This window comes from Tenacibaculum sp. MEBiC06402, from assembly GCF_049239625.1.
In the GTDB taxonomy this organism is placed as follows: Bacteria; Bacteroidota; Bacteroidia; order Flavobacteriales; family Flavobacteriaceae; genus Polaribacter.
In genome coordinates, this window is record NZ_JBMKKT010000097.1 from 38,285 (window position 1) to 62,376 (window position 24,092).

Here is a 24,092-nt window from a genome sequence, read left to right on the forward strand (position 1 = left end):
AAATGGCTAGAGATTTAAAATTTACAAGAAATATTGGTATTGCTGCGCATATTGATGCGGGTAAGACAACAACTACTGAGCGTATCCTTTATTACACAGGAGTTTCTCACAAAATTGGAGAGGTGCACGATGGTGCTGCTACAATGGACTGGATGGAGCAAGAGCAAGAAAGAGGTATTACAATTACTTCTGCTGCAACTTCATGTACTTGGGAATTCCCAACTGAAAATGGACAAAAATTACCTGATACAAAAGGATATCACTTCAATATTATTGATACTCCTGGTCACGTTGACTTTACAGTAGAGGTAAACCGTTCTTTACGTGTATTAGATGGATTAGTTTTCTTATTCTCTGCTGTTGATGGTGTTGAGCCTCAGTCAGAAACTAACTGGCGTTTAGCTGATAACTATAAAGTGCCTCGTATGGGGTTTGTTAATAAGATGGATCGTCAAGGGTCTAACTTCTTAGCGGTATGTCAGCAAGTTAAAGATATGTTAGGTTCAAATGCTGTGCCTATCGTATTACCAATTGGTGAAGAAGCAGATTTCAAAGGTGTTATCGATTTAGTTAAGAACCGTGCTATCGTTTGGCATGATGAAACTAAAGGATCTACTTTTGATATTATCGATATTCCTGAAGATTTAAAAGAAGAGGCTGCTGAGTACAGAGCTAAATTAATCGAGGAGGTAGCTGCTTATGATGAGAACTTATTAGAGAAATTCATGGAAGATGAGGACTCTATTACAGAAGAAGAAGTGCATGCTGCTTTGCGTGCTGCTGTAATGGATATGTCTATCATTCCTATGGTTTGTGGTTCTGCTTTCAAAAATAAAGGAGTTCAGTTTTTATTAGATGGTGTTTGTCGTTATTTACCTTCTCCGGTGGATAAAGATGCTATCGTTGGTACTGATCCTGATACAGGTGAGGAGATTTCTCGTAAACCAGATGTAAAAGAGCCGTTTTCTGCTTTAGCATTCAAGATCGCTACTGATCCATTCGTAGGTCGTTTAGCATTCTTCCGTGCGTATTCTGGTCGTTTAGATGCAGGTTCTTACGTGTTAAATAATCGTTCAGGTAAAAAAGAGCGTATTTCTCGTATTTATCAAATGCACTCTAACAAACAAAATGCGTTAGATTTTATCGAAGCTGGAGATATCGGAGCTGCTGTTGGATTTAAAGATATTAAGACTGGAGATACTTTATCTGCAGAGAAAGCGCCTATCGTTTTAGAATCTATGGACTTCCCAGATCCAGTAATTGGTATCGCGGTTGAGCCTAAAACTAAAGCAGATGTTGATAAATTAGGAATCGCTTTATCTAAATTAGCAGAAGAAGATCCAACTTTTACAGTTAGAACTGATGAGGCTTCTGGTCAAACAGTAATTTCAGGAATGGGTGAGTTACACTTAGATATTATTGTTGATCGTTTAAAGCGTGAATTTAAAGTTGAGGTAAACCAAGGTCAACCTCAAGTAGAGTATAAAGAAGCAATTACTGCTGCTGCTGAACACAGAGAGGTTTATAAGAAGCAATCTGGTGGACGTGGTAAATTCGCAGATATTGTATTCAAAATGGAGCCTGCTGAAGAAGGTGTTCAAGGTTTAGTGTTCGAATCTGTTATTAAAGGTGGAAACGTTCCTAAAGAATTTGTTCCTTCAGTTGAGAAAGGTTTCAAAGAAGCAATGAAAAATGGTCCTTTAGCTGGATATGAAATGGATTCAATGAAAGTTACTTTAACAGATGGTTCTTTCCACCCAGTTGATTCTGATCAGTTATCATTCGAATTAGCGGCTAAATTAGGTTACAAGGCGGCGGCTAAGGCTGCTAGAGCTGTAATCATGGAGCCAATGATGAAGTTAGAAGTGTTAACTCCTGAGGAAAATATGGGAGATATCGTAGGAGACTTAAATAGAAGACGTGGACAAGTAAACGATATGAGTGATCGTTCTGGTTCTAAAGTTGTAAAGGCTATCGTTCCATTATCTGAGATGTTCGGATATGTAACTTCTTTACGTACATTATCTTCTGGTAGAGCTACTTCTACAATGGAATTCTCACACTATGCTGAGACTCCATCAAACATTTCAGAGGAAGTAATCGCTAATGCTAAAGGTTAATTAAGATGAGTCAAAAAATTAGAATAAAATTAAAATCTTACGATTACAACTTAGTTGATAAATCAGCAGAGAAAATCGTTAAGACAGTAAAAAGTACAGGTGCGGTTGTTAACGGACCAATCCCATTACCAACTCATAAAAAGATTTTTACAGTTTTACGTTCACCACACGTAAACAAAAAGTCTAGAGAGCAATTTCAATTATCTGCTTACAAGCGTTTATTAGACATTTATAGTTCTTCATCTAAGACTATTGATGCGTTAATGAAGCTTGAGTTGCCAAGTGGAGTTGAGGTAGAGATCAAGGTATAAGTAATTTAACTTTCGGCTTATTTTGTTAAGTCGAAAGTTTTTTTTACTTTTGCAGTCCGAAATCCTTAACAGGGTTTCTTTAATTTTCAGTTAGTAAGCTGGAAATCACATGTCCGGAGGGTTTCGCGAAGGAAAAACGGTAAAACACAAAGATTTAAATTAGAGTGTTTTGCGCTCTTTTTTTTTTGCGTTTTCGGAATAGAATTTTAAAACAATTAATAATTAATATTTAAATATGTCTGGGTTAATAGGAAAAAAAGTAGGTATGACCAGCTTATTCGATGAGAATGGGAAGAATATCCCATGTACTGTTATCGAAGCAGGTCCATGCGTAGTTACCCAAGTCAGAACCGAAGAGGTTGATGGCTATTCAGCTTTACAACTTGGTTTCGATGACAAGAAGGCAAAAAGCTCTAATAAAGCTTTAGACGGTCACTTTGCAAAAGCAGGTACTGTAGCTAAGAAAAAAGTCGTTGAGTTCCAAGGTTTCGAAGGTGAGTATAAATTGGGTGACTCAATTACAGTTGAACACTTTACAGAAGGTGAGTTCGTTGATGTTTCAGGAACTTCTAAAGGTAAAGGTTTTCAAGGGGTTGTTAAACGTCACGGTTTTGGTGGTGTTGGACAAGCTACTCACGGTCAACATAACCGTTTAAGAGCGCCAGGTTCTATTGGTGCGGCTTCTTATCCTGCAAGAGTATTCAAAGGAATGCGTATGGCAGGTCGTATGGGAGGTGATCAAGTTAAAGTTCAAAATTTAAGAGTGTTAAAAGTAGTTCCAGAAAAGAATCTTTTAGTAATTAAAGGTGCGATTCCAGGACACAAGAACTCTTATGTAATTATCGAGAAGTAATGAAGGTAGCAGTATTAGATATTACAGGTAAAGATACTGGTAGAAAAGTTGAACTTTCTAACGAAGTATTCGGGATTGAGCCAAACGATCATGCAATTTACTTAGATGTAAAGCAGTATTTGGCTAATCAAAGACAAGGAACTCACAAATCTAAAGAGAGAGGTGAGATTGCTGGAAGTACAAGAAAGATTAAGAAGCAAAAAGGTACAGGTACTGCTCGTGCAGGAAGTATCAAGTCTCCAGTTTTTAGAGGTGGAGGACGTATCTTCGGTCCAAGACCAAGAAACTATTCTTTCAAATTAAATAAAAACTTAAAGCGTTTAGCTCGTAAATCTGCTTTAAGTATCCAAGCAAAAGATAGCAATTTAGTAGTAGTTGAAGATTTCAATTTCGAAACTCCAAAAACTAAAGAATTTGTTAAGGTGTTAAAAGCTTTAGAATTAGACGCGAAAAAGTCATTGTTCGTATTAGGGGCTGAAAATAAGAATGTATACTTATCTTCTCGTAACCTAAAGAATTCTAAAGTAGTTAGTGCTACAGGTATAAACACTTACAACGTATTAAACGCTGGTAAAGTAATTATTGCTGAAAGTACGTTAGAAGGAATTGAATCTAATTTAAGTAAATAGGGAATAAGATGAGTATTTTAATAAAACCTATTATTACGGAAAAAGCAACTGGAGATAGCGAACGTTTTAATCGTTACACTTTTGTTGTGAACAAGAATGCTAACAAAATTCAAATTAAGGATGCTGTAGAAGCTACTTACGGAGTAACAGTTGAGAAAGTAAGAACTTTAAATCATCCAGCTTTACGTAAAACTAAGTACACTAAAAAAGGTTTAGTTACTGGTTTAACAAGCGGTTATAAGAAAGCGGTTGTTCAGTTAGCAGAAGGCGAAATTGATTTTTATAACAATCTATAAGAATAAGAAAGACAAATGTCAGTTAGAAAATTAAAACCAATAACACCAGGTCAGCGTTTTAGAGTTGTGAATGGGTTCGACACCATCACTACTGATAAGCCGGAAAAGTCATTATTGGCTCCGAAAAAAAGAACTGGAGGTCGAAACAATCAGGGTCGTATGACTACACCAAACAGAGGTGGAGGGCATAAAAGAAGATACCGTATCATTGATTTCAAAAGAAATAGATACAACGATCCTGCTACAGTATTAACTATTGAGTACGATCCAAACCGTACAGCGTTTATCGCGTTAGTTCAATATGCTGATGGAGAAAAGCGTTATGTTATCGCACAAAACGGATTAAAAGTAGGACAAACTATCGTTTCAGGAAAAGAAGCTACACCAGATGTTGGTAATGCAATGTTCTTAAGTGATATTCCATTAGGAACAACTATTTCTTGTATCGAATTACGTCCAGGTCAAGGAGCTGTGATGGCTCGTTCTGCAGGTTCTTTTGCTCAGTTAATGGCAAGAGATGGTAAATATGCAATTGTGAAGTTACCTTCAGGTGAAACAAGATTAATCTTACAAACTTGTTTGGCAACTATTGGAGTTGTATCTAATTCAGATCACCAATTATTAGTTTCTGGTAAAGCTGGTAGATCAAGATGGTTAGGTAGAAGACCAAGAACTAATGCAGTTAGAAAGAACCCAGTTGATCACCCAATGGGAGGTGGTGAAGGACGTTCTTCTGGAGGACATCCAAGATCTAAGAATGGTATCCCAGCTAAAGGATATAAGACTAGATCGAAGACTAAAGCTAGTAACAAGTATATTTTAGAACGTAGAAAGAAATAATAAATCATGGCAAGATCATTAAAAAAAGGACCTTACGTTCACTATAAGTTAGAAAGAAAAGTGTTAGCTAACGTTGAATCAGGAAAGAAATCTGTAATCAAAACTTGGTCTAGAGCTAGTATGATTACTCCAGATTTTGTTGGACAAACTATCGCTGTTCATAATGGACGTCAGTTTGTACCTGTTTACGTTACAGAAAACATGGTAGGTCATAAGTTAGGCGAATTTTCACCAACTCGTTCATTCCGTGGACATGCTGGTGCTAAAAATAAAGGAAAAAAATAGTAGGATATTATGGGAAGTCGTAAACATAACATGGCACAACAGTTAAAAGAAGCTAAGAAGCAGAGAGCATTTGCTAAGCTTACTAACTGTCCTACGTCACCAAGAAAAATGCGCTTAGTAGCGGATCAAGTAAGAGGTGTTGAAGTTGAAAAAGCTTTACAAATCTTAAAATTCAGTCCAAAAGAAGCATCTCGTAACTTAGAAAAGTTATTATTATCAGCTATCGCTAACTGGCAAGCTAAAAATGAAGATGCAAGCATGGAGGATGCTGGATTATTCGTAAAATCTATTTATGTAGATAGCGCAGGGATGTTAAAAAGATTAAGACCAGCTCCACAAGGGCGTGCTCACAGAATTCGTAAGCGTTCTAATCACGTTACTTTAGAGTTAGGAACTAAAAATAACAGTAATTAATCATTAGTAGAAATGGGACAAAAGACAAATCCAATAGGAAATCGTTTAGGAATTATCAGAGGATGGGAATCTAACTGGTATGGTGGAAATGACTACGGTGATAAAATTGCTGAAGATGATAAGATAAGAAAGTATTTACATGCTAGATTATCTAAGGCAAGTGTTTCTCGTATCATTATTGAGCGTACTTTAAAACTTGTAACCGTTACTATCACTACTGCACGTCCAGGTATCATTATTGGTAAAGGAGGTCAAGAGGTAGACAAGTTAAAAGAAGAGCTTAAGAAGATTACTGGTAAAGAAGTTCAAATTAATATTTTCGAAATTAAGCGTCCAGAATTAGATGCAAATTTAGTTGCAGCTAGTATCGCTCGTCAAATTGAAAATAGAATTTCTTATAAGCGTGCTACAAAAATGGCTATCGCGGCTGCAATGCGTATGAACGCAGAAGGTATTAAAGTACAACTTTCTGGTCGTTTAAACGGAGCTGAAATGGCACGTTCAGAACACTATAAAGAGGGAAGAATTCCTTTATCTACTTTCAGAGCAGATATCGATTATTCACTTGTTGAAGCTCATACTACATACGGAAGAATCGGTGTGAAAGTATGGATTATGAAAGGTGAGGTTTATGGAAAGCGTGAATTATCTCCATTAGTTGGATTATCTAAGCAAAAAGGTAACTCTAACAACAAAGGTGGTGGTGGTAGACGTCAACCTCGCAGAAGAAAATAATTTTATAAAAGAAATTAGAGATGTTACAGCCAAAAAGAGTAAAATTTCGTAGAGTTCAGAAAGGTAAAGGAAATATGAGTGGTAACTCTGGAAGAGGTACCCAATTATCAAACGGAATGTTTGGTATCAAATCCTTAGACCAGAACTTACTTACTTCTCGACAAATTGAAGCTGCTCGTATTGCGGCAACTCGTTATATGAAAAGGGAAGGGCAACTTTGGATTAAAATTTTCCCAGACAAGCCAATAACAAAGAAACCGTTAGAGGTACGTATGGGTAAAGGTAAAGGAGCACCTGACCATTTTGTAGCTGTTGTTAAACCAGGAAGAATCTTGTTTGAAGTTGGTGGAGTACCAATGGAAGTAGCTAAAGAAGCATTACGTTTAGCTGCTCAAAAACTTCCGGTAAAGACAAAGTTTATCATTGCAAGAGATTTTGATTATAACGCTTAATTCTAATAGATCATGAAACAATCAGAAATAAAAGAATTATCAACAGCTGACTTACAAGATAAGCTTGGAGCGTTGAAGAAAAATTATACTGATCTTAAGATGGCTCACGCTATAACTCCATTGGATAATCCTTTGCAGTTAAGAACCTTAAGAAGAACTGTTGCAAGAATTGCAACAGAGTTAACTAAAAGAGAATTACAATAATTCTAGTCAGTTTTAAAGATGGAAAAAAGAAATCTTAGAAAAGAGAGAATAGGTGTAGTATCTAGCAACAAAATGGAGAAATCTATCGTAGTTAGCGAGGTAAAAAGAGTAAAGCACCCAATGTACGGTAAGTTCGTTAAGAAAACGAAGAAGTACGTTGCACATGACGAGAATAACGATTGCAACATTGGAGATACAGTTAAAATAATGGAAACTCGTCCATTAAGTAAATCTAAGCGTTGGAGATTAGTAGAAATCCTAGAAAGAGCTAAATAATATGTTACAGACAGAATCAAGATTAAAAGTAGCAGACAACACTGGAGCAAAAGAAGTTTTAGTGATTAGAGTTTTAGGAGGAACAAAAAAGCGTTACGCTAGCGTTGGAGATAAAATAGTAGTTACTGTTAAGTCTGCAACTCCAAACGGAACTGTAAAGAAAGGTCAAGTATCTCGTGCAGTTGTTGTTCGTACTAAGAAAGAAGTTAGACGTAAAGACGGATCATATATTAGATTCGATGATAATGCTTGTGTACTTTTAAATCCTGCAGAGGAAATGAGAGGAACACGTGTATTCGGTCCTGTGGCTCGTGAATTACGTGAGAAACAATTTATGAAGATAGTATCATTAGCACCTGAGGTGTTATAAAAAAAGATTTTAAGATGAAGAAATTTAAAATTAAATCAGGAGATACTGTTAAAGTTATCGCAGGAGATCACAAAGGATCTGAAGGAAAAGTTTTACGTATCCTTAAGGATAAAGATAGAGTAGTAGTAGAAGGTGTGAATATGATTTCTAAGCACACTAAGCCTAGTGCTGCTAATCCACAAGGAGGTATCGTAAAGCAAGAAGCTCCATTACATATTTCGAACGTTGCTTTAGTAGAAAATGGTGAAGCTGTAAGAGTAGGTTATAAAGTTGAAGGAGATACTAAAACTAGAATCTCTAAAAAAACTAAAAACGAAATATAATCATGAGTTACGTACCAAGATTAAAAGAAGAATACAAAGCTAGAGTGATTAAAGCTCTAACTGATGAGTTCGGATATAAGAATGTAATGCAAGTACCTAAATTACAAAAGATTGTTGTAAGTAAAGGTGTGGGTGCTGCTATTGCTGATAAGAAATTAATTGAATACGCGATTGACGAGTTAACAGCTATTACTGGTCAAAAAGCAGTTCCAACTATTTCTAAAAAGGATGTTGCAAACTTCAAATTACGTAAAGGTATGCCAATTGGTGCTAAGGTTACGTTGAGAGGTGATATTATGTACGAATTTTTAGATCGTTTAATCACTGCTTCATTACCACGTGTAAGAGATTTTAATGGAATTAAAGCAAATGGATTCGATGGTAGAGGTAATTACAACTTAGGAATTACTGAGCAAATCATTTACCCAGAGATTAATATTGACCAAGTGAAAAAAATCAATGGAATGGATATTACTTTTGTAACATCTGCTGACACTGATAAAGAAGCTAAGTCATTATTAGGAGAATTAGGTTTACCATTTAAAAAGAATTAAACATGGCTAAAGAATCAATGAAAGCGCGCGAGCGTAAAAGAGCTAAAACGGTTGCTAAGTATGCTGAAAAAAGAAAGGCTTTAAAAGAGGCTGGAGATTATGAAGCATTACAAAAGTTACCAAAGAACGCTTCACCAATTAGAATGCACAATCGTTGTAAGCTAACTGGTCGTCCAAAAGGATATATGCGTCAGTTTGGAATTTCACGTGTTACTTTCCGTGAAATGGCAAACCAAGGATTAATTCCAGGTGTAAAGAAAGCAAGCTGGTAGAAATTATCAGTTTTCACAATATAAAAAAGGTGTACAACGTATAAGTTTGTGCACCTTTTTTTATTTTGCAGGAAAAAATATTTTTCGTGTATAAGTTTCTAAAAAACCAGTATCCTTATTATTATAGTTTGAATAATTCATTAATATTAGGTCTAATTGTTTTAATACTTTCTACCTTCTTTAGCTTTTTGTTTCAACCTTTTGAGGTTAATTATCAAGAGTTGAAGTTTCCTTATTTTATAGTCTCACTTATTCACTCTTTAGTTTCTTTTGTCGTTTTTTTAATACTAACTCTACTTTTGAATATGTTCAGGAGTAAGGAAGATGAATGGAATGTAAAACAAGAACTATCATTTTTATTCATTCTATTAGTAATTATTGGTATAGGTCAATTTATTATTAGAGATTTAATTTATGATAAAGATGATAATTGGTCGTTTAGATATTTAATTGAAGAGATTAGAAATACGTTGTTAGTAGGAAGCTTGTTGTTGCTTATTATTACTTCTTTGAATGTTGAGCGATTAAAGAATATTTATGACAATCGTATTCGAAATTTGAATTATAAGGTAAATGATGTGTTAAAAGATAATGTTACAATTAGCATCATAACTACTGTTAAAAACGATGATTTTGATTTATATCTAAATGATTTTTTATTTGCTAAATCGGATAAAAATTATACTGAACTATTTTTATCGGACGGAAAGTTACTCAAAAGAATTTCATTAAAAAGTTTGGAGGATCAGTTATCTGGCTTTCCATTTATTTGTAAAACACATCGATCTTTTCTAGTTAATTTAAGTAAAATTGAATCTATTAAGGGTAATACACAAGGGTACAAATTAAGTATTCAAAACCATTCAAATATCGTTCCCGTTTCAAGGTCTATGATTTCAAAGTTTGAAGCTCAATTAAACTTGATAAGGTCTTAGTTTGTTATTGGTAACATTAATGTTGTTAATCGTCCCAATAAAAATATAAAGAGGTTATTATATAAATTTCAACGATAGTTTCGTCAATAATATAATAATGTTTTTATGATTATTAATAGACGATACGATTTAGATTGGTTACGTGTGATTTCCGTTTTTACCGTTTTTGTTCATCACGTTTGCATGCCTTTTAATGGTGATGATTTTCATATTATGAATAGTGAATCAAGTAAGTTTCTTGATGATATTATGGTTTATTTCGAACAGTTTCGATTGCCTCTTCTATTTTTTATTTCAGGTGTAGGAACTGTTTTTGCCTTTTCCAAAAGAAATTGGTTTCAATTTATAAAAGAAAGAAGCCTACGATTACTGATACCATTAGTTTTTGGTGTCTTAGTATTGATTCCGCCGCAAACTTATTTTGAAAATTATATTCGTAATAATTCTTTTCTTGAAAGTTATCTGGATATTCTTTCAAACTTAAATGTGAATCATTTGTGGTTTATAGAAAATCTATTTTGGATGTCTATTTTCGTGATTCCTTTGATTATTTTCTTAAAATCTTCTGTGAGTAATAAAGTTAAAGTAATACTTAAAATTATGAGTTCTAAATATGGAGTTTTCTCATGGTGTTTAGTATTAATTCTTGGGGTAATAATAAGTAAATATTATTTTCCTACCGATTCAAAAAGTATTTTCAACCTTTCTTCAACGTTTTATTATGGCTTCTTTTTTATTAGTGGTATCCTAATAGCAAGCACCGAAAGCCTGTGGTTAATTATTTACGAAAGCAGAAGAAAGTATTTATACTTAACCTTTTTTACAACAGTTCTTTTTTACTTTTATTATTTTTTACCATCAGAAATTATTTCTCCATATGTAACTGTGGCCGTGCGATGGAATATTTGGTATATGGTATGCGCTATGTTGGGATGGTCAGTTATTCTTGTTACTTTAGGTTATGGTCAAAAATACTTTAATCATAACAGTTTATTGTTGAAAAACCTCAATGAAGCTGTGTATCCCTTTTATATGCTTCATCAGACTGTGATAATTGTAGTTGGTTATTATGTTTTACAGATGAGTGTTTCAATTTTTCTTAAAATCGTATTGCTTTTTTGTAGTTCTTTGATTTTTATTTCTTTGCTTTATTATGTAATTATTTATCCTTTTAATTTTATGAGGTTTTTATTCGGTATGAAGAAAGCGAAGAAAAAATACTATGAAATTAAGAATACAGAACACGGATTGAATTGAGCGAAAAAACAGCAATAAATTAATAGTCAAATTGATAATTATAAATTCTCTTTTTTTTTCGAAAACTTTACGTATATTTGCACACTGTTTTTACAGGGTAAATTATGCCTTTTTGTGAACAAACATAGAGATATAGCTAGCTTCCGTAAAAATATAAATGAGTTTTAACTGGTTTCAGGTTTAGTAGTTACGGTAATTCGTAAGTAAAATAGAAGCTACTAAATACCAAAACCGCAATTAAATTAATATGTATACAGATCCAATCGCGGATTTTCTTACTCGTGTTAGAAATGCTATTATGGCAGGGCACAGAGTTGTAGAAGTTCCAGCTTCAAAATTGAAGAAGGAGATGACTAAGATTTTGTTTGATCAAGGTTACATTTTAAGTTATCAGTTCAATGACGATAAAGTTCAAGGAACTATCAAGATAGCTTTAAAGTACGATAGGCAAACAAAAGAACCAGTTATCAGAAAAATTCAAAGAGTATCTACACCAGGTTTACGTAAGTATGTAGGTGCTAAAGAAATGCCAAGAGTTTTAAACGGACTTGGTATCGCAATTGTATCAACTTCAAAAGGTGTGATGACTAACAAGAAAGCACGTCAAGAGAATGTTGGTGGAGAAGTATTATGTTACGTTTATTAATAAACATTTTGTAAGATGAGTAGAATAGGTAAAAGCCCAATCACATTGCCACAAGGTGTTGAATTTAAAGTAAACGATAACGTGGTAACAGTAAAAGGTAAACTAGGAGAGTTAACACAAGAGTTAACTGCTGGTATTACTGTAAAGGAAGAAGATGGTACTTTAACATTAGAGAGACCGTCAGATAGTAAAGATCATAAAGCTGCACATGGTTTATACCGCGCTTTAATCAATAACATGATTGAAGGTGTAACTAAAGGTTTTACTAAGGAATTAGAGTTAGTTGGAGTAGGTTATAGAGCTTCTAATCAAGGTCAAAAATTAGATTTAGCTTTAGGATTTTCTCATAACATTGTTTTAGAGTTAGCACCAGAGGTTAAGGTTGAAACAGTATCTGAAAAAGGTAAAAACCCAATCGTAAAATTAACTTCTCACGATAAGCAATTAGTGGGGCAAGTAGCGGCTAAGATTCGTTCTTTCCGTAAGCCTGAGCCATATAAAGGTAAAGGAGTTAAGTTTGTTGGTGAAGTAATTAGAAGAAAAGCAGGTAAATCTGCATAATAATTAGTGTTATGGCATTATCAAAACTTGAAAGAAGACAACGTATAAAGTATAGAATTAGAAAAGTTATTTCTGGTACAGCTGAAAAGCCAAGATTATCAGTATTTAGAAGTAATAAAGAAATCTATGCGCAGATTATAAATGATGTTGACGGTGTAACGATTGCAGCGGCTTCATCGAGAGATAAAGAAATTGCATCTGGTTCTAAAGCAGAAACTGCTGCAGCTGTAGGAAAGGCGATTGCTGAAAAAGCTGTAAAAGCAGGTCTTGAGACTGTTGCTTTTGATAGAAATGGTTATTTATACCATGGACGTGTGAAAGTATTAGCAGACGCTGCAAGAGAAGCTGGTTTAAAATTTTAAGAAATTATATTATGTTAGGATATAAAAACGTAGAAAGAGTAAAACCAAGTGGATTAGAGCTTGTTGATAGATTAGTAGGAGTTCAACGTGTTACTAAAGTTACTAAAGGAGGTAGAGCATTCGGTTTTTCTGCTATCGTAGTAGTAGGTGATGGTAACGGAGTTGTAGGTCACGGATTAGGAAAATCTAAAGATGTATCTTCAGCAATTGCAAAGGCAGTTGAAGATGCTAAGAAAAATTTAGTTCGTATTCCACTTTTAAAAGGAACATTACCACACGAGCAAAAAGGTAAATTCGGAGGAGCTAAGGTGTTTATCAAGCCTGCTTCAAATGGTACCGGGGTTATCGCAGGTGGTGCAGTACGTGCAGTATTAGAATCTGTAGGAGTACATGACGTATTATCTAAGTCTCAAGGATCTTCTAACCCACACAACGTGGTAAAAGCAACTTTTGATGCATTATTACAATTACGTAGTGCAGAAACTATTGCTAGACAAAGAGGTATTTCATTAGAGAAAGTTTTTAACGGATAAAATTTAAGACGATGAGTAAAATTAGAGTTACACAAGTAAAAAGTCAAATCGGTCGCCTTAAAAATCAAAAAAGAACGTTAGAGGCGTTAGGATTACGTAGAATGAACCAAACTGTAGAGCACGACGCAACAGCTACAATTTTGGGGATGGTAAATAAAGTTCAACACTTAGTTTCTGTAGAAGAAATTAAATAAGAAGATAATAAAAATGGGTTTACATAACTTAAAACCAGCAGCTGGATCTACAAAAAGCGGGAAGAGAATTGCTCGTGGAGAAGGATCAGGTCATGGTGGTACCTCTACAAGAGGACATAAAGGAGCTAAATCTCGTTCAGGTTACTCACGTAAAATCGGATTCGAAGGAGGGCAAATGCCACTTCAAAGACGTGTGCCTAAGTTTGGATTCACAAACATTAACCGCAAGGAATATGTTGGAATCAACTTAGATAAATTACAAGAGTTAGTTGATAACGGTAGAATTACTGATACAGTTACAATGGACGTTTTAGTTGAAAACAGATTAGCACGTAAGAATGAACTTGTAAAGATCTTAGGACGTGGTGAGTTGAAAGCTAAATTAAATATAACTGTACACAAATTTACAGCTACAGCAAAAGCAGCTATCGAAGCGGCTGGAGGTGAAGCAGTAACTTTATAAACTGTAAATGATGAATTTTATAAATACTTTAAGAGACATTTTCAAAATAGAAGAGTTAAAAGATAAATTACTTTTAACGATTGGTTTAATCGCTGTTTATCGTTTTATGGCAGCAGTTCCATTACCAGGAATTGATCCAACTCAATTAGCAGCACTAAAAGATCAAGCCGGAGGTGGACTCTTAGGTTTATTAAATGCATTTACAGGTGGGGCATTTGCTAGAGCATCTGTTATGGCTTTAGGTATTATGCCTTACATTTCTGCATCTATTGTAGTTCAGTTAATGGGAATAGCTATTCCTTATTTACAAAAATTACAAAAAGATGGAGAGAGTGGACGTAAGAAAATTACACAAATTACACGTTGGTTAACGATACTGATCACATTAGTGCAAGGACCGACTTATATCACAGCAATTAAAACTCAATTTGGATTACCAGAGTCAGCTTTCTTAGTTGGTGGTGCAACATTTTGGGTTTCATCTATGATTTTACTTACTGCAGGAACAATTTTTGCAATGTGGTTAGGAGAAAGAATTACTGACAAAGGTGTTGGTAATGGTATCTCTTTATTAATTACAGTAGGTATTATCGCTAACTTCCCAGCAGCGTTTTTGCAAGAGTTTATCTCTAAAACAACAAACGCCGGAGGTGGTGGAATAATGATGATCTTAATTGAAGTTTTAGTGTGGTTTGTCGTAATATTATTAACTGTGTTACTAGTTACAGCAGTTCGTAAAGTTGCGGTTCAATACGCAAGAAGAACGGCAATCGCAAACATTAAAGATGTTGAAGGAGCAAGACAATACATTCCATTAAAGTTAAACGCAGCAGGTGTAATGCCAATCATTTTTGCTCAGGCAATTATGTTTTTACCTATGACTTTAGGTCAAAAGTTCCCTGCTTTAGTTAGTTTGACTGATATTAACGGATTGTGGTATAATCTTATTTTTGCAGTATTAATTATAATTTTTAGTTATTTCTATACTGCAATTACAATACCTACAAATAAGATGGCAGAAGATCTTAAGAGAAGTAATGGTTTCGTTCCAGGGTATAAGCCAGGAGAAGAAACTGCGAATCATTTAGATTCAGTTTTATCAAAAATTACTTTTCCAGGATCGTTATTTTTAGCTGCTTTATCAATATTACCAGCTATTATAGTTCAATTTGGAGTTACTCAAAACTGGGCATTGTTCTACGGAGGAACTTCATTAATTATTATGGTAGGTGTTGCTATAGACACCATTCAACAAATTAATTCGTATTTATTAAACAGTCGTTACGACGGTTTAATGAAAACAGGTAACACTAATAGAAAATCATTAAAATAATATGGCTAAGCAACCAGCAATTCAACAGGATGGAACTATAACAGAAGCATTATCTAATGCAATGTTTCGTGTAGAATTAGAAAATGGACATATTGTTACGGCACACATTTCAGGTAAAATGCGTATGCACTATATCAAACTTTTACCAGGAGATAAGGTAAAGTTAGAAATGAGCCCATATGATTTAACTAAAGCAAGAATTACTTACAGATATTAAAAAACACACTGATGAAAGTAAGAGCATCATTAAAGAAAAGAAGTGCCGACTGTAAAATTGTACGCAGAAAAGGCAGATTATACGTTATAAACAAAAAGAATCCTAGATTTAAACAAAGACAAGGTTAGTTATGGCTAGAATCGCAGGTATAGATATTCCAAAGAATAAGAGAGGCGTAATCGCTTTAACATACATCTTTGGTATAGGAAGAAGCAGAGCTAAAGAAGTTTTAGCTGAAGCTAAAGTAGACGAAAATATCAAAGTTCAAGATTGGAACGATGATCAAATTGCAGCAATTCGTGAGCAAGTTGGTAAATTCACTATTGAAGGTGAGTTACGTTCAGAAGTTCAATTAAACATCAAACGTTTAATGGACATCGGTTGTCAAAGAGGAATCCGTCACAGATTAGGATTACCTTTAAGAGGACAAAGAACAAAGAATAACTCTCGTACTAGAAAGGGTAAGAGAAAAACTGTAGCTAACAAGAAAAAATAATCGTTAGATTGTTTTTACTAATAGTAAAGAATCATGGCAAAATCGAAAGTAACAAAAAAACGTAAAGTAATTATCGAGTCTACAGGTGAGGCTCATATTACAGCATCGTTCAATAACATTATCATCTCTTTAACTAACAAAAAAGGAGACGTAATTTCTTGGTCATCTGCCGGTAAAATGGGATTCAGAGGATCTAAGAAAAATACTCCTTATGCAGCGCAATTAGCTGCTGAAAACTGTGCTTCTGTTGCAAAAGAAGCTGGTTTACGTAAAGTAAAGGTATATGTTAAAGGACCAGGTAACGGTAGAGAATCTGCAATCAGATCTATCCATAATTCAGGAATTGAAGTAACTGAAATCATTGATGTTACACCAATTCCTCACAATGGATGTCGTCCACCTAAAAGAAGAAGAGTATAATAATTATTTTTTAATCTAGTAGGAATACAGATTGTCGAAGGAGTACGCCTTAATTCACAATCCCTACTTAAACTAATAGAAATGGCAAGATATACAGGACCAAAAACTAAGATTGCTCGTAAATTTGGCGAGGCAATTTTCGGAGAAGACAAGAACTTCGAAAAAAGAAATTACCCTCCAGGACAACATGGAGTTGGTAAGAGAAGAGGTAAGAAATCTGAATATGCAGTTCAGTTAATGGAAAAGCAAAAAGCTAAGTATACTTACGGTATCTTAGAGCGTCAATTCCGTAACTTATTCAAGAAAGCTCAGGCTTCAGGTGGAATTACAGGTGAGGTTTTATTACAATTATGTGAATCTCGTTTGGATAACACAGTATTCCGTTTAGGAATCGCTACTTCTCGTAGAGCAGCACGTCAATTAGTTTCTCACCGTCATATTACTGTGAATGGAGAGATAGTGAACATTCCTTCTTATAGATTAAGAGCTGGAGATGTAATTGCAGTAAGAGAAAAGTCTAAATCTTTAGATGCTATCGAAAATGCATTAGCTTCTAACAGCAATGTTTACGAATGGTTAACATGGAATGCTGAGCAAAAGTCAGGAACTTTTGTAAAGGCTCCAGAAAGATTACAAATCCCTGAGAACATCAAGGAGCAGTTAATCGTAGAATTATATTCTAAATAATAAATTAATCACATTGGGATTTGGCCAAAGGGTCTGTTCGTACTTCTTCAAACTTACAGACCGCGCAACCAAATAACAATTAAAACGAAGAAAACTATATGGCGATTTTAAATTTTCAAAAGCCCGACAAAGTTATCATGATTGAATCTACTGATTTTTCAGGTAGATTCGAGTTCAGACCGTTAGAACCAGGATTTGGTTTAACAGTTGGTAATGCTTTACGTAGAGTATTATTATCTTCTCTAGAGGGATTTGCAATTACATCATTAAGAATTGATGGTGTAGAACACGAATTTTCTACAATTACAGGTGTTGTGGAAGATGTAACAGAAATGATCTTAAACTTAAAACAAGTTCGTTTCAAAAAGCAAATCGAAGAATCTGATAGAGAAACTGTAACGATAGCTATTTCAGGTCAAGAGCAATTAACTGCTGGAGATTTACAAAAATTTATTTCTGGATTCCAAGTTTTAAATCCGGATTTAGTTATCTGTAATATGGATAAATCTGTTAAAATTAATGCAGAGATTACCATAGAAAAAGGTAGAGGTTTTGTACCAGCTGAAGAAAATAAAAAATCAGGTGCACCATTAGGAACGATTTTTACAGATTCAATCTTTACACCTATCAAGAATGTAAAGTATGCTGTAGAGAACTTCCGTGTTGAGCAAAAAACTGACTACGAAAAGTTGGTTTTTGATATTGATACTGATGGTTCAATCAATCCTAAAGATGCATTAACTGAAGCAGCAAAGATTTTAATTCACCACTTCATGTTATTCTCAGATGAGAGAATTACTTTAGAGGCAGATGAAATCGCTCAGACTGAATCATACGATGAGGAATCATTACACATGCGTCAGTTATTAAAGACGAAATTAGTAGATATGGATTTATCTGTTCGTGCTTTAAACTGTTTGAAAGCTGCAGAAGTAGATACGTTAGGAGACTTAGTATCTTTTAACAAAGGAGATTTAATGAAGTTTAGAAACTTTGGTAAAAAATCATTAACTGAATTAGAAGAGTTAGTGAATAATAAAGGCTTAAGTTTCGGAATGGATTTAACGAAATACAAATTAGATAGAGATTAATATTTTAACTAGGTTATCATAATTTGCTCCTCAAGAGTGGGTAGAGCAAGATGGTAGTCTAAAACTTAAACGTCATGAGACACGGTAAAAAAGTAAACCATTTAGGTAGAAAGACAGCACATAGAAAAGCTATGTTAGCAAATATGGCTTGTTCTTTAATTGAGCACAAGCGTATTAACACTACAGAAGCTAAGGCGAAAGCTTTACGTAAATTTGTAGAGCCGTTAATTACAAAAGCTAAAGCTGAGAATAACACAACAGAAGAGAAAAACATGCACAATCGTCGTGTGGTATTTAGTTACTTACGCAACAAGTATGCTGTTACTGAGTTATTCAAAGAGATTTCTGTAAAAGTAGCTGACAGACCAGGTGGTTATGTTCGTATTATCAAATTAGGAAATCGTCAAGGAGATAACGCTCCAATGGCAATGGTAGAATTAGTTGATTACAACGAACTATACAATCCAAATGGAAAGAAGGCTAAAAAGACTACTCGTCGTAGCCGTCGTGGTGGAGCTGCTAAAGCTACTGCACCTGTAGCTGATGTTGAAGCTTCACAAGAAGAAGAATAGATGACAGTTCTATAAAATATAAAAAAGGATAAACAATTTAGTTTATCCTTTTTTTTTAAACTATTTTTGAAAAATTTTTAAAATTACGATAAAAGTTATTTCAACTAGATTTTTTTAAAAGTCTGATTTTGAATAGTCTTATTGATTTTATTACAACAAATACACAACAAACTAATGAAATACACAACACGAAAAAAAGCACTAGTTTTACTTGCAGACGGTACTGTTTTTTATGGGAAATCTGTAGGAATAGAGGGGACTGTAACAGGAGAGATTTGCTTTAATACTGGTATGACTGGTTACCAAGAGATTTTTACGGATCCATCTTATTTTGGGCAATTAATGGTAGCAACAAATGCTCATATTGGTAATTATGGAGTAAATAATGAAGAAGTTGAATCTGAAGGAATTAAGATTTCAGGTTTAATTTGTAGAAACTTTAGCTTTGAACATTCACGTGTTGACTCAGACGGGAATTTAAAGGACTGGTTTGAGAAGCATAACTTAGTTGCAATTTCAGATGTTGATACAAGAGCTTTAGTCTCTTACATCAGAGAAAATGGAGCAATGAATGCAATCATTTCAACAGAAACTGAAAACATTGAGGATTTAAAGAAGCAATTGGCGGAGGTTCCAAACATGGAAGGGTTAGAATTGGCTTCTCAAGTTTCTACTAAAGAACCATATTTTGTAGGAAATGAAAATGCAACATATAAAGTAGCGGCTTTAGATATTGGAATTAAAAAGAACATCTTAAGAAACCTTGCAAAGAGAGATGCTTACATAAAAGTTTACCCTTATAATGCTAAGTTTGAGGAGTTAGAGTCTTGGAGCCCTGATGGTTATTTTATCTCAAACGGCCCTGGAGATCCAGAGCCTTTAACTGAGGCACAAGATTTAGCAAAAGAAATAATCAAAAGAGATTTACCGTTATTCGGAATTTGTTTAGGACATCAAGTTATAGCTTTAGCAAACGGAATTTCTACTTATAAAATGCATAACGGTCATAGAGGAATCAATCACCCTGTGAAGAACTTGCTAACTGGTAAAGGAGAAATAACTTCTCAAAATCACGGTTTCGCAATTAATAGAGAGGAAACAGAGGCTCATGGTGATGTTGAGATTACTCATGTACATTTAAATGATAACACGGTCGCGGGAATTAAAATGAAGAGTAAAAACGTGTTTTCAGTACAGTATCACCCAGAAGCAAGCCCTGGGCCGCACGATTCTGAGTACTTATTTGACCAATTTATTGAGAATATCAAGTCTACAAAATAGTCTTCAACAGTTGAAAACGATTTCGTAGAAAATATCTAAAAATCTAACTTTAAAACTGTAGCATTTGTAAATTAGCTACAATCAAATTAAAAAATAGAAGATGAGTATTATAATTAACATCCATGCACGTCAAATTTTTGATTCAAGAGGTAATCCAACTGTTGAAGTAGATGTAACTACTGAAAACGGAATTCAGGGTAGAGCAGCTGTACCATCAGGAGCATCTACTGGAGAGCACGAAGCTGTTGAATTACGTGACGGAGGTGATGCTTATATGGGTAAAGGAGTTACTGAAGCGGTTGATAATGTAAACACAATTATCGCTCAAGAGTTATTAGGTACTTCTGTATTTGAGCAAAATTTAATTGATCAAATGATGATTGAATTAGATGGGACACCAAATAAATCTAAGTTAGGAGCAAATGCAATTTTAGGTGTTTCTTTAGCAGTAGCAAAGGCAGCGGCTAATGAATTAGGAATGCCATTATATAGATACGTTGGAGGAGTAAGTGCAAATACATTACCTGTTCCAATGATGAATATTATTAATGGAGGTTCTCACTCAGATGCTCCGATTGCTTTCCAAGAATTTATGGTGATGCCAGTAAAGGCGAAGAATTTCTCACAAGCAATGCAAATGGGATCGGAAATCTTCCATAACTTAAAGAAAGTATTACACGACAGAAATTTATCTACAGCAGTAGGAGACGAAGGAGGTTTCGCTCCAACTTTAGATGGAACTGAAGATGCTTTAGATACAATTGCCTTAGCTGTTAAAAATGCTGGATATAGCTTAGGAGATGAAATTATGATCGCTTTGGATTGTGCTTCTGCAGAATTCTATGTTGATGGAAAGTATGACTATACTAAATTTGAGGGAGATAAAGGAAAAGTTAGGACTAGTCAAGAACAAGCTGATTATTTAGCTGAACTAACTGAAAAGTATCCTATTATTTCTATTGAAGATGGAATGGATGAAAACGACTGGGAAGGTTGGAAGTATTTAACTGAAAAAGTTGGGGATAAAGTTCAATTAGTTGGTGATGATTTATTTGTTACTAATGTAGAGCGTTTATCTCGAGGTATTGAAAATAATACTGCAAATTCTATCTTAATTAAAGTGAATCAAATTGGTACACTTACTGAAACAATCGCAGCTGTAAATATGGCTCATAATGCTGGATATACATCAGTAATGAGTCACCGTTCTGGAGAAACTGAAGACAATACAATTGCTGATTTAGCGGTTGCTTTAAATACTGGTCAAATAAAGACTGGATCTGCTTCAAGATCAGATCGTATGGCAAAGTATAATCAACTTCTAAGAATTGAAGAAGAATTAGGAGATGTAGGTTATTATCCACAGCAGAATGCTTTTAAAGTAAAATAATCTTTAAAGAGATATATGTAATTAAAAATCCTGGTTCTCCGGGATTTTTTTGTTTATGTAACAAATAGATGATGATGCATAAATAATTGTAATAAAATATTGTAATTTTTTTAATACAAAACTGTTAAACAACATTTTCAAAATGGTTTAAAAATTGGTATCTTCGTGCATCATTTAAATTTCACAAAAAACAAATTAAAGAATGTCAGATATAGCGAAACTACAAATTGGCGAAAATACGTACGAGTTTCCTTTGATAAAGGGAACAGAAAATGAGGTGGCAATTGATATTAAAACATTAAGAGGAGCTACAGGAGGTGTTACTACAATTGATCCAGGTTATAAAAACACCGGTTCTTGCCAAAGTGCTATTACATTTTTAAATGGTGAAGAAGGAGTTTTACGTTACAGAGGGTATTCAATTGAAGAATTAGCTGAAAAAGCAGACTTTTTAGAAGTGGCTTATTTGTTAATCTTTGGAGAATTGCCAACTCAAGAACAACTGGATAAATTTTACAATGATATTTTAGACAATGCAATTGTTGATGATGATATTAAGAAGATAATTGATGCATTCCCTAAAAATGCACATCCAATGGGAGTTTTATCTTCTTTAACTTCTGCATTAACTGCTTTCAATCCTGGTTCTGTTAATGTTGATTCTGAGGAGGATATGTATAAGGCTATAGTTAAAATTATGGGAAAATTCCCAGTTTTAGTAGCTTGGACAATGCGTAAAAAACAAGGACTTCCATTAGATTACGGTTCTAGAAAATTAGGTTATGTTGAGAATGTTTTACACATGATGTTCAAAAAACCGAATGAAGATTACGATCAAAATAAAGTTTTAGTTAATGCTTTAGATAAATTATTAATCTTACATGCAGATCACGAACAAAACTGTTCTACATCAACTGTGAGAATCGTAGGTTCTTCTCATGCTGGATTATTTGCATCGCTTTCTGCTGGTATTTCTGCACTTTGGGGACCATTACATGGTGGAGCAAACCAAGCTGTATTAGAAATGTTAGAAGCTATTAAAGAAGATGGTGGAGACACTAAAAAATACATGGGTAAAGCAAAGGATAAGGAAGATCCATTCCGTTTAATGGGATTCGGACATAGAGTATATAAGAATTTTGATCCTCGTGCTAAAATTATCAAGGTAGCTGCTGATGAAGTATTGAATGACTTAGGAGTAAATGATCCAATTTTAGATGTTGCAAAAGGATTAGAGCAAGAAGCTTTAAGTGATGATTACTTTGTGAAAAGAAAATTATATCCAAACGTAGATTTCTACTCAGGAATCATTTATAGAGCAATGGGTATTCCAGTTGAAATGTTTACAGTAATGTTTGCATTAGGTCGTTTACCAGGATGGATTTCTCAGTGGAGAGAAATGCGTTTACGTAAAGAGCCAATTGGTCGTCCACGTCAAGTTTACACGGGTGAAAATTACCGTCCTTTCGTGGAAATTAGTAAAAGATAAACAAACTTTAAACGATACAATGTCATTCTGAATCTAATCTCAGAATGACATTTTTTTTGATATATGTTACAACTTAACGTAAAAAACGAAACTTCAAGGTTGAGAGCTGTAGTTTTAGGTACTGCAAAGAGTAACGGACCAGTTCCTAAAGTAGAGGATTGTTATGATCCTAAAAGTAGACAGCATGTAATAGCGGGTACGTATCCTAAGGAAGAAGATATGATTGCAGAGATGGAAGCTGTTGCGGAAGTTTTTCAGAAATATGATGTAAAGGTTTTTAGACCAGAGGTAATTCAGGATTACAACCAAATTTTTTCAAGAGATATTGCTTTTGTAATTGAGGACAAATTAGTTAAGGCGAATATTCTTCCTGACAGAAATAGAGAGTATGAAGCAATTCAACATGTTGTTGCTCAGGTTAATCCAGAGAATGTAATAGAGTTACCTAAAGAATGTCATGTTGAAGGTGGAGATGTTATGCCATGGAATGACTATATTTTCGTAGGTACATATTCTGGAAGTGATTATTCAGATTATATTACTGCAAGAACAAACACTGACGCTGTTATTGCTTTGCAAGAGTTGTTTCCAGAGAAAATAGTAAAAGCTTTTGAGTTAAGGAAATCTAATGATGATCCTAAAGAAAACGCTCTTCACTTAGATTGCTGTTTTCAACCAATAGGAAAGAATATGGCAATCTTACATAAAAATGGTTTTTTAGTCGAAAGAGAATATCAATGGTTGGTTGACTTTTTTGGGGAAGAAAATATTTTTGAAATTTCTAAGGAAGAGATGTACAATATGAATAGTAATGTATTTTCTATTTCAGAAGAAGTTATAATTTCAGAAAAGAATTTCACAAGATTAAATACTTGGTTGCGTGAAAAAGGATTTACCGTAGAGGAAGTTCCGTATGCCGAAATTGCTAAACAAGAAGGTTTACTTCGTTGTTCTACCTTACCGTTAATAAGAGATTAGATTATTTAATTATAAAACAATAAGAGCCTGAGATATTAGTTTATCTCAGGCTTTTTCATTTTTACTCATAAAAATAACTTTAAATTAAAAGAAGCAGAGAATAAACTCTTATCTTTGATTATATAAAACTTTAGGAGTAGCTGGGTAACTAGTTTGAGAAATATCCTTAGAACCTGATTTGGTTAACACCAACGTAGGGAAAAGTCATTTTCAAATATTTTGTACTTTCACGTACATCATGTTTTTTATATTT

At 34.1% G+C, this 24,092-nt stretch carries 36 protein-coding genes and 1 riboswitch; all 36 genes read left to right on the forward strand.

Going from position 1 to position 24,092, the window contains the following annotated elements:
* Positions 1–2 precede the first annotated feature (2 nt).
* The 36 genes from fusA to ACOSP6_RS10005 all read left to right on the forward strand — a co-directional run bounded on the left by fusA (position 3) and on the right by ACOSP6_RS10005 (position 23,839).
* Positions 3–2,120: an elongation factor G gene (fusA, locus tag ACOSP6_RS09830; RefSeq protein ID WP_422092843.1), complete on the forward strand. Its 2,118-nt coding sequence runs from the start codon at positions 3–5 to the stop codon at positions 2,118–2,120.
* Positions 2,121–2,125: 5 nt separating this feature from the next.
* On the forward strand, positions 2,126–2,431 hold the full coding sequence (gene rpsJ / locus ACOSP6_RS09835) for a 30S ribosomal protein S10 (RefSeq protein WP_075342599.1): 306 nt from the start codon (positions 2,126–2,128) through the stop codon (positions 2,429–2,431).
* A gap of 235 nt (positions 2,432–2,666) precedes the next feature.
* Complete coding sequence (rplC, locus tag ACOSP6_RS09840; RefSeq protein WP_422092842.1) at positions 2,667–3,284, forward strand: 50S ribosomal protein L3; 618 nt, start codon at positions 2,667–2,669, stop codon at positions 3,282–3,284.
* Entirely contained in the window at positions 3,284–3,913 is a 630-nt protein-coding gene (gene rplD / locus ACOSP6_RS09845) for a 50S ribosomal protein L4 (protein ID WP_422092841.1), read from the forward strand. The genes rplC and rplD overlap by 1 nt, the downstream gene beginning before the upstream one ends.
* An 8-nt stretch (positions 3,914–3,921) precedes the next feature.
* Positions 3,922–4,209 carry a 50S ribosomal protein L23 gene (gene rplW, locus ACOSP6_RS09850; RefSeq protein WP_422092840.1) on the forward strand — a complete coding sequence of 96 codons (288 nt, stop codon included), beginning with the start codon at positions 3,922–3,924 and terminating at the stop codon, positions 4,207–4,209.
* 15 nt (positions 4,210–4,224) lie between these two features.
* On the forward strand, positions 4,225–5,049 hold the full coding sequence (gene rplB / locus ACOSP6_RS09855; protein WP_422092839.1) for a 50S ribosomal protein L2: 825 nt from the start codon (positions 4,225–4,227) through the stop codon (positions 5,047–5,049).
* 6 nt (positions 5,050–5,055) lie between these two features.
* Positions 5,056–5,334, forward strand: coding sequence for a 30S ribosomal protein S19 (rpsS, locus tag ACOSP6_RS09860; protein ID WP_075342604.1), 279 nt, complete (start codon positions 5,056–5,058; stop codon positions 5,332–5,334).
* 9 nt (positions 5,335–5,343) lie between these two features.
* Positions 5,344–5,748 (forward strand): 50S ribosomal protein L22, encoded by a 405-nt coding sequence (gene rplV, locus ACOSP6_RS09865; RefSeq protein WP_422092838.1) that lies wholly within the window; start codon positions 5,344–5,346, stop codon positions 5,746–5,748.
* Positions 5,749–5,760: 12 nt separating this feature from the next.
* Positions 5,761–6,483, forward strand: coding sequence for a 30S ribosomal protein S3 (rpsC, locus tag ACOSP6_RS09870; RefSeq protein WP_422092837.1), 723 nt, complete (start codon positions 5,761–5,763; stop codon positions 6,481–6,483).
* Positions 6,484–6,503: 20 nt separating this feature from the next.
* Complete coding sequence (gene rplP / locus ACOSP6_RS09875; RefSeq protein WP_075342607.1) at positions 6,504–6,935, forward strand: 50S ribosomal protein L16; 432 nt, start codon at positions 6,504–6,506, stop codon at positions 6,933–6,935.
* A 12-nt stretch (positions 6,936–6,947) separates the two neighbouring features.
* The gene (gene rpmC, locus ACOSP6_RS09880; protein ID WP_100925419.1) at positions 6,948–7,139 is read left to right on the forward strand and encodes a 50S ribosomal protein L29; all 192 of its coding nucleotides are present in this window, start codon (positions 6,948–6,950) and stop codon (positions 7,137–7,139) included.
* An 18-nt stretch (positions 7,140–7,157) separates the two neighbouring features.
* Entirely contained in the window at positions 7,158–7,415 is a 258-nt protein-coding gene (gene rpsQ / locus ACOSP6_RS09885) for a 30S ribosomal protein S17 (RefSeq protein WP_132722879.1), read from the forward strand.
* A gap of 1 nt (position 7,416) precedes the next feature.
* A complete protein-coding gene (gene rplN / locus ACOSP6_RS09890; protein WP_132793408.1) occupies positions 7,417–7,785 on the forward strand; it encodes a 50S ribosomal protein L14 in 369 nt (122 codons plus the stop codon).
* A 14-nt stretch (positions 7,786–7,799) separates the two neighbouring features.
* A complete protein-coding gene (gene rplX, locus ACOSP6_RS09895) occupies positions 7,800–8,108 on the forward strand; it encodes a 50S ribosomal protein L24 (RefSeq protein ID WP_422092836.1) in 309 nt (102 codons plus the stop codon).
* A 2-nt stretch (positions 8,109–8,110) separates the two neighbouring features.
* Positions 8,111–8,662 (forward strand): 50S ribosomal protein L5, encoded by a 552-nt coding sequence (rplE, locus tag ACOSP6_RS09900; RefSeq protein WP_422092835.1) that lies wholly within the window; start codon positions 8,111–8,113, stop codon positions 8,660–8,662.
* 2 nt (positions 8,663–8,664) lie between these two features.
* Complete coding sequence (rpsN, locus tag ACOSP6_RS09905; protein ID WP_091891535.1) at positions 8,665–8,934, forward strand: 30S ribosomal protein S14; 270 nt, start codon at positions 8,665–8,667, stop codon at positions 8,932–8,934.
* A 305-nt stretch (positions 8,935–9,239) separates the two neighbouring features.
* Positions 9,240–9,869, forward strand: coding sequence for a LytR/AlgR family response regulator transcription factor (locus tag ACOSP6_RS09910; protein WP_422092834.1), 630 nt, complete (start codon positions 9,240–9,242; stop codon positions 9,867–9,869).
* Positions 9,870–9,974: 105 nt separating this feature from the next.
* Positions 9,975–11,126 carry an acyltransferase family protein gene (locus ACOSP6_RS09915; RefSeq protein WP_422092833.1) on the forward strand — a complete coding sequence of 384 codons (1,152 nt, stop codon included), beginning with the start codon at positions 9,975–9,977 and terminating at the stop codon, positions 11,124–11,126.
* Positions 11,127–11,373: 247 nt separating this feature from the next.
* A complete protein-coding gene (gene rpsH, locus ACOSP6_RS09920; protein WP_100925413.1) occupies positions 11,374–11,772 on the forward strand; it encodes a 30S ribosomal protein S8 in 399 nt (132 codons plus the stop codon).
* A gap of 15 nt (positions 11,773–11,787) precedes the next feature.
* The gene (rplF, locus tag ACOSP6_RS09925) at positions 11,788–12,333 is read left to right on the forward strand and encodes a 50S ribosomal protein L6 (RefSeq protein WP_422092832.1); all 546 of its coding nucleotides are present in this window, start codon (positions 11,788–11,790) and stop codon (positions 12,331–12,333) included.
* An 11-nt stretch (positions 12,334–12,344) separates the two neighbouring features.
* Positions 12,345–12,695: a 50S ribosomal protein L18 gene (gene rplR, locus ACOSP6_RS09930; RefSeq protein ID WP_132793425.1), complete on the forward strand. Its 351-nt coding sequence runs from the start codon at positions 12,345–12,347 to the stop codon at positions 12,693–12,695.
* An 11-nt stretch (positions 12,696–12,706) separates the two neighbouring features.
* On the forward strand, positions 12,707–13,228 hold the full coding sequence (gene rpsE / locus ACOSP6_RS09935; protein ID WP_412766922.1) for a 30S ribosomal protein S5: 522 nt from the start codon (positions 12,707–12,709) through the stop codon (positions 13,226–13,228).
* 11 nt (positions 13,229–13,239) lie between these two features.
* Positions 13,240–13,422 carry a 50S ribosomal protein L30 gene (rpmD, locus tag ACOSP6_RS09940; protein ID WP_100925409.1) on the forward strand — a complete coding sequence of 61 codons (183 nt, stop codon included), beginning with the start codon at positions 13,240–13,242 and terminating at the stop codon, positions 13,420–13,422.
* Positions 13,423–13,435: 13 nt separating this feature from the next.
* On the forward strand, positions 13,436–13,885 hold the full coding sequence (gene rplO / locus ACOSP6_RS09945; RefSeq protein WP_100925408.1) for a 50S ribosomal protein L15: 450 nt from the start codon (positions 13,436–13,438) through the stop codon (positions 13,883–13,885).
* A 10-nt stretch (positions 13,886–13,895) separates the two neighbouring features.
* Entirely contained in the window at positions 13,896–15,218 is a 1,323-nt protein-coding gene (secY, locus tag ACOSP6_RS09950) for a preprotein translocase subunit SecY (protein WP_422092888.1), read from the forward strand.
* A gap of 1 nt (position 15,219) precedes the next feature.
* Positions 15,220–15,435 (forward strand): translation initiation factor IF-1, encoded by a 216-nt coding sequence (infA, locus tag ACOSP6_RS09955; RefSeq protein ID WP_068206835.1) that lies wholly within the window; start codon positions 15,220–15,222, stop codon positions 15,433–15,435.
* Between the two features lie 11 nt (positions 15,436–15,446).
* A complete protein-coding gene (ykgO, locus tag ACOSP6_RS09960) occupies positions 15,447–15,563 on the forward strand; it encodes a type B 50S ribosomal protein L36 (RefSeq protein WP_010181906.1) in 117 nt (38 codons plus the stop codon).
* A gap of 2 nt (positions 15,564–15,565) precedes the next feature.
* Positions 15,566–15,931 (forward strand): 30S ribosomal protein S13, encoded by a 366-nt coding sequence (gene rpsM / locus ACOSP6_RS09965; RefSeq protein ID WP_422092831.1) that lies wholly within the window; start codon positions 15,566–15,568, stop codon positions 15,929–15,931.
* A gap of 33 nt (positions 15,932–15,964) precedes the next feature.
* Positions 15,965–16,351, forward strand: coding sequence for a 30S ribosomal protein S11 (gene rpsK / locus ACOSP6_RS09970; RefSeq protein WP_422092830.1), 387 nt, complete (start codon positions 15,965–15,967; stop codon positions 16,349–16,351).
* An 81-nt stretch (positions 16,352–16,432) separates the two neighbouring features.
* Positions 16,433–17,038, forward strand: a complete 606-nt coding sequence (gene rpsD / locus ACOSP6_RS09975; protein WP_422092829.1) for a 30S ribosomal protein S4 — start codon at positions 16,433–16,435, stop codon at positions 17,036–17,038.
* 98 nt (positions 17,039–17,136) lie between these two features.
* The gene (locus ACOSP6_RS09980; RefSeq protein WP_422092828.1) at positions 17,137–18,129 is read left to right on the forward strand and encodes a DNA-directed RNA polymerase subunit alpha; all 993 of its coding nucleotides are present in this window, start codon (positions 17,137–17,139) and stop codon (positions 18,127–18,129) included.
* A gap of 74 nt (positions 18,130–18,203) precedes the next feature.
* The gene (rplQ, locus tag ACOSP6_RS09985) at positions 18,204–18,701 is read left to right on the forward strand and encodes a 50S ribosomal protein L17 (protein ID WP_422092827.1); all 498 of its coding nucleotides are present in this window, start codon (positions 18,204–18,206) and stop codon (positions 18,699–18,701) included.
* A 174-nt stretch (positions 18,702–18,875) separates the two neighbouring features.
* Positions 18,876–19,982: a glutamine-hydrolyzing carbamoyl-phosphate synthase small subunit gene (gene carA / locus ACOSP6_RS09990; RefSeq protein ID WP_422092826.1), complete on the forward strand. Its 1,107-nt coding sequence runs from the start codon at positions 18,876–18,878 to the stop codon at positions 19,980–19,982.
* A 100-nt stretch (positions 19,983–20,082) separates the two neighbouring features.
* Positions 20,083–21,372: a phosphopyruvate hydratase gene (gene eno / locus ACOSP6_RS09995; RefSeq protein ID WP_422092825.1), complete on the forward strand. Its 1,290-nt coding sequence runs from the start codon at positions 20,083–20,085 to the stop codon at positions 21,370–21,372.
* 202 nt (positions 21,373–21,574) lie between these two features.
* Positions 21,575–22,861, forward strand: coding sequence for a citrate synthase (locus tag ACOSP6_RS10000; protein WP_422092824.1), 1,287 nt, complete (start codon positions 21,575–21,577; stop codon positions 22,859–22,861).
* A gap of 63 nt (positions 22,862–22,924) precedes the next feature.
* A complete protein-coding gene (locus ACOSP6_RS10005; RefSeq protein ID WP_422092823.1) occupies positions 22,925–23,839 on the forward strand; it encodes a dimethylarginine dimethylaminohydrolase family protein in 915 nt (304 codons plus the stop codon).
* A gap of 122 nt (positions 23,840–23,961) precedes the next feature.
* A riboswitch (TPP riboswitch) is annotated at positions 23,962–24,056 on the forward strand.
* Positions 24,057–24,092: the final 36 nt, after the last annotated feature.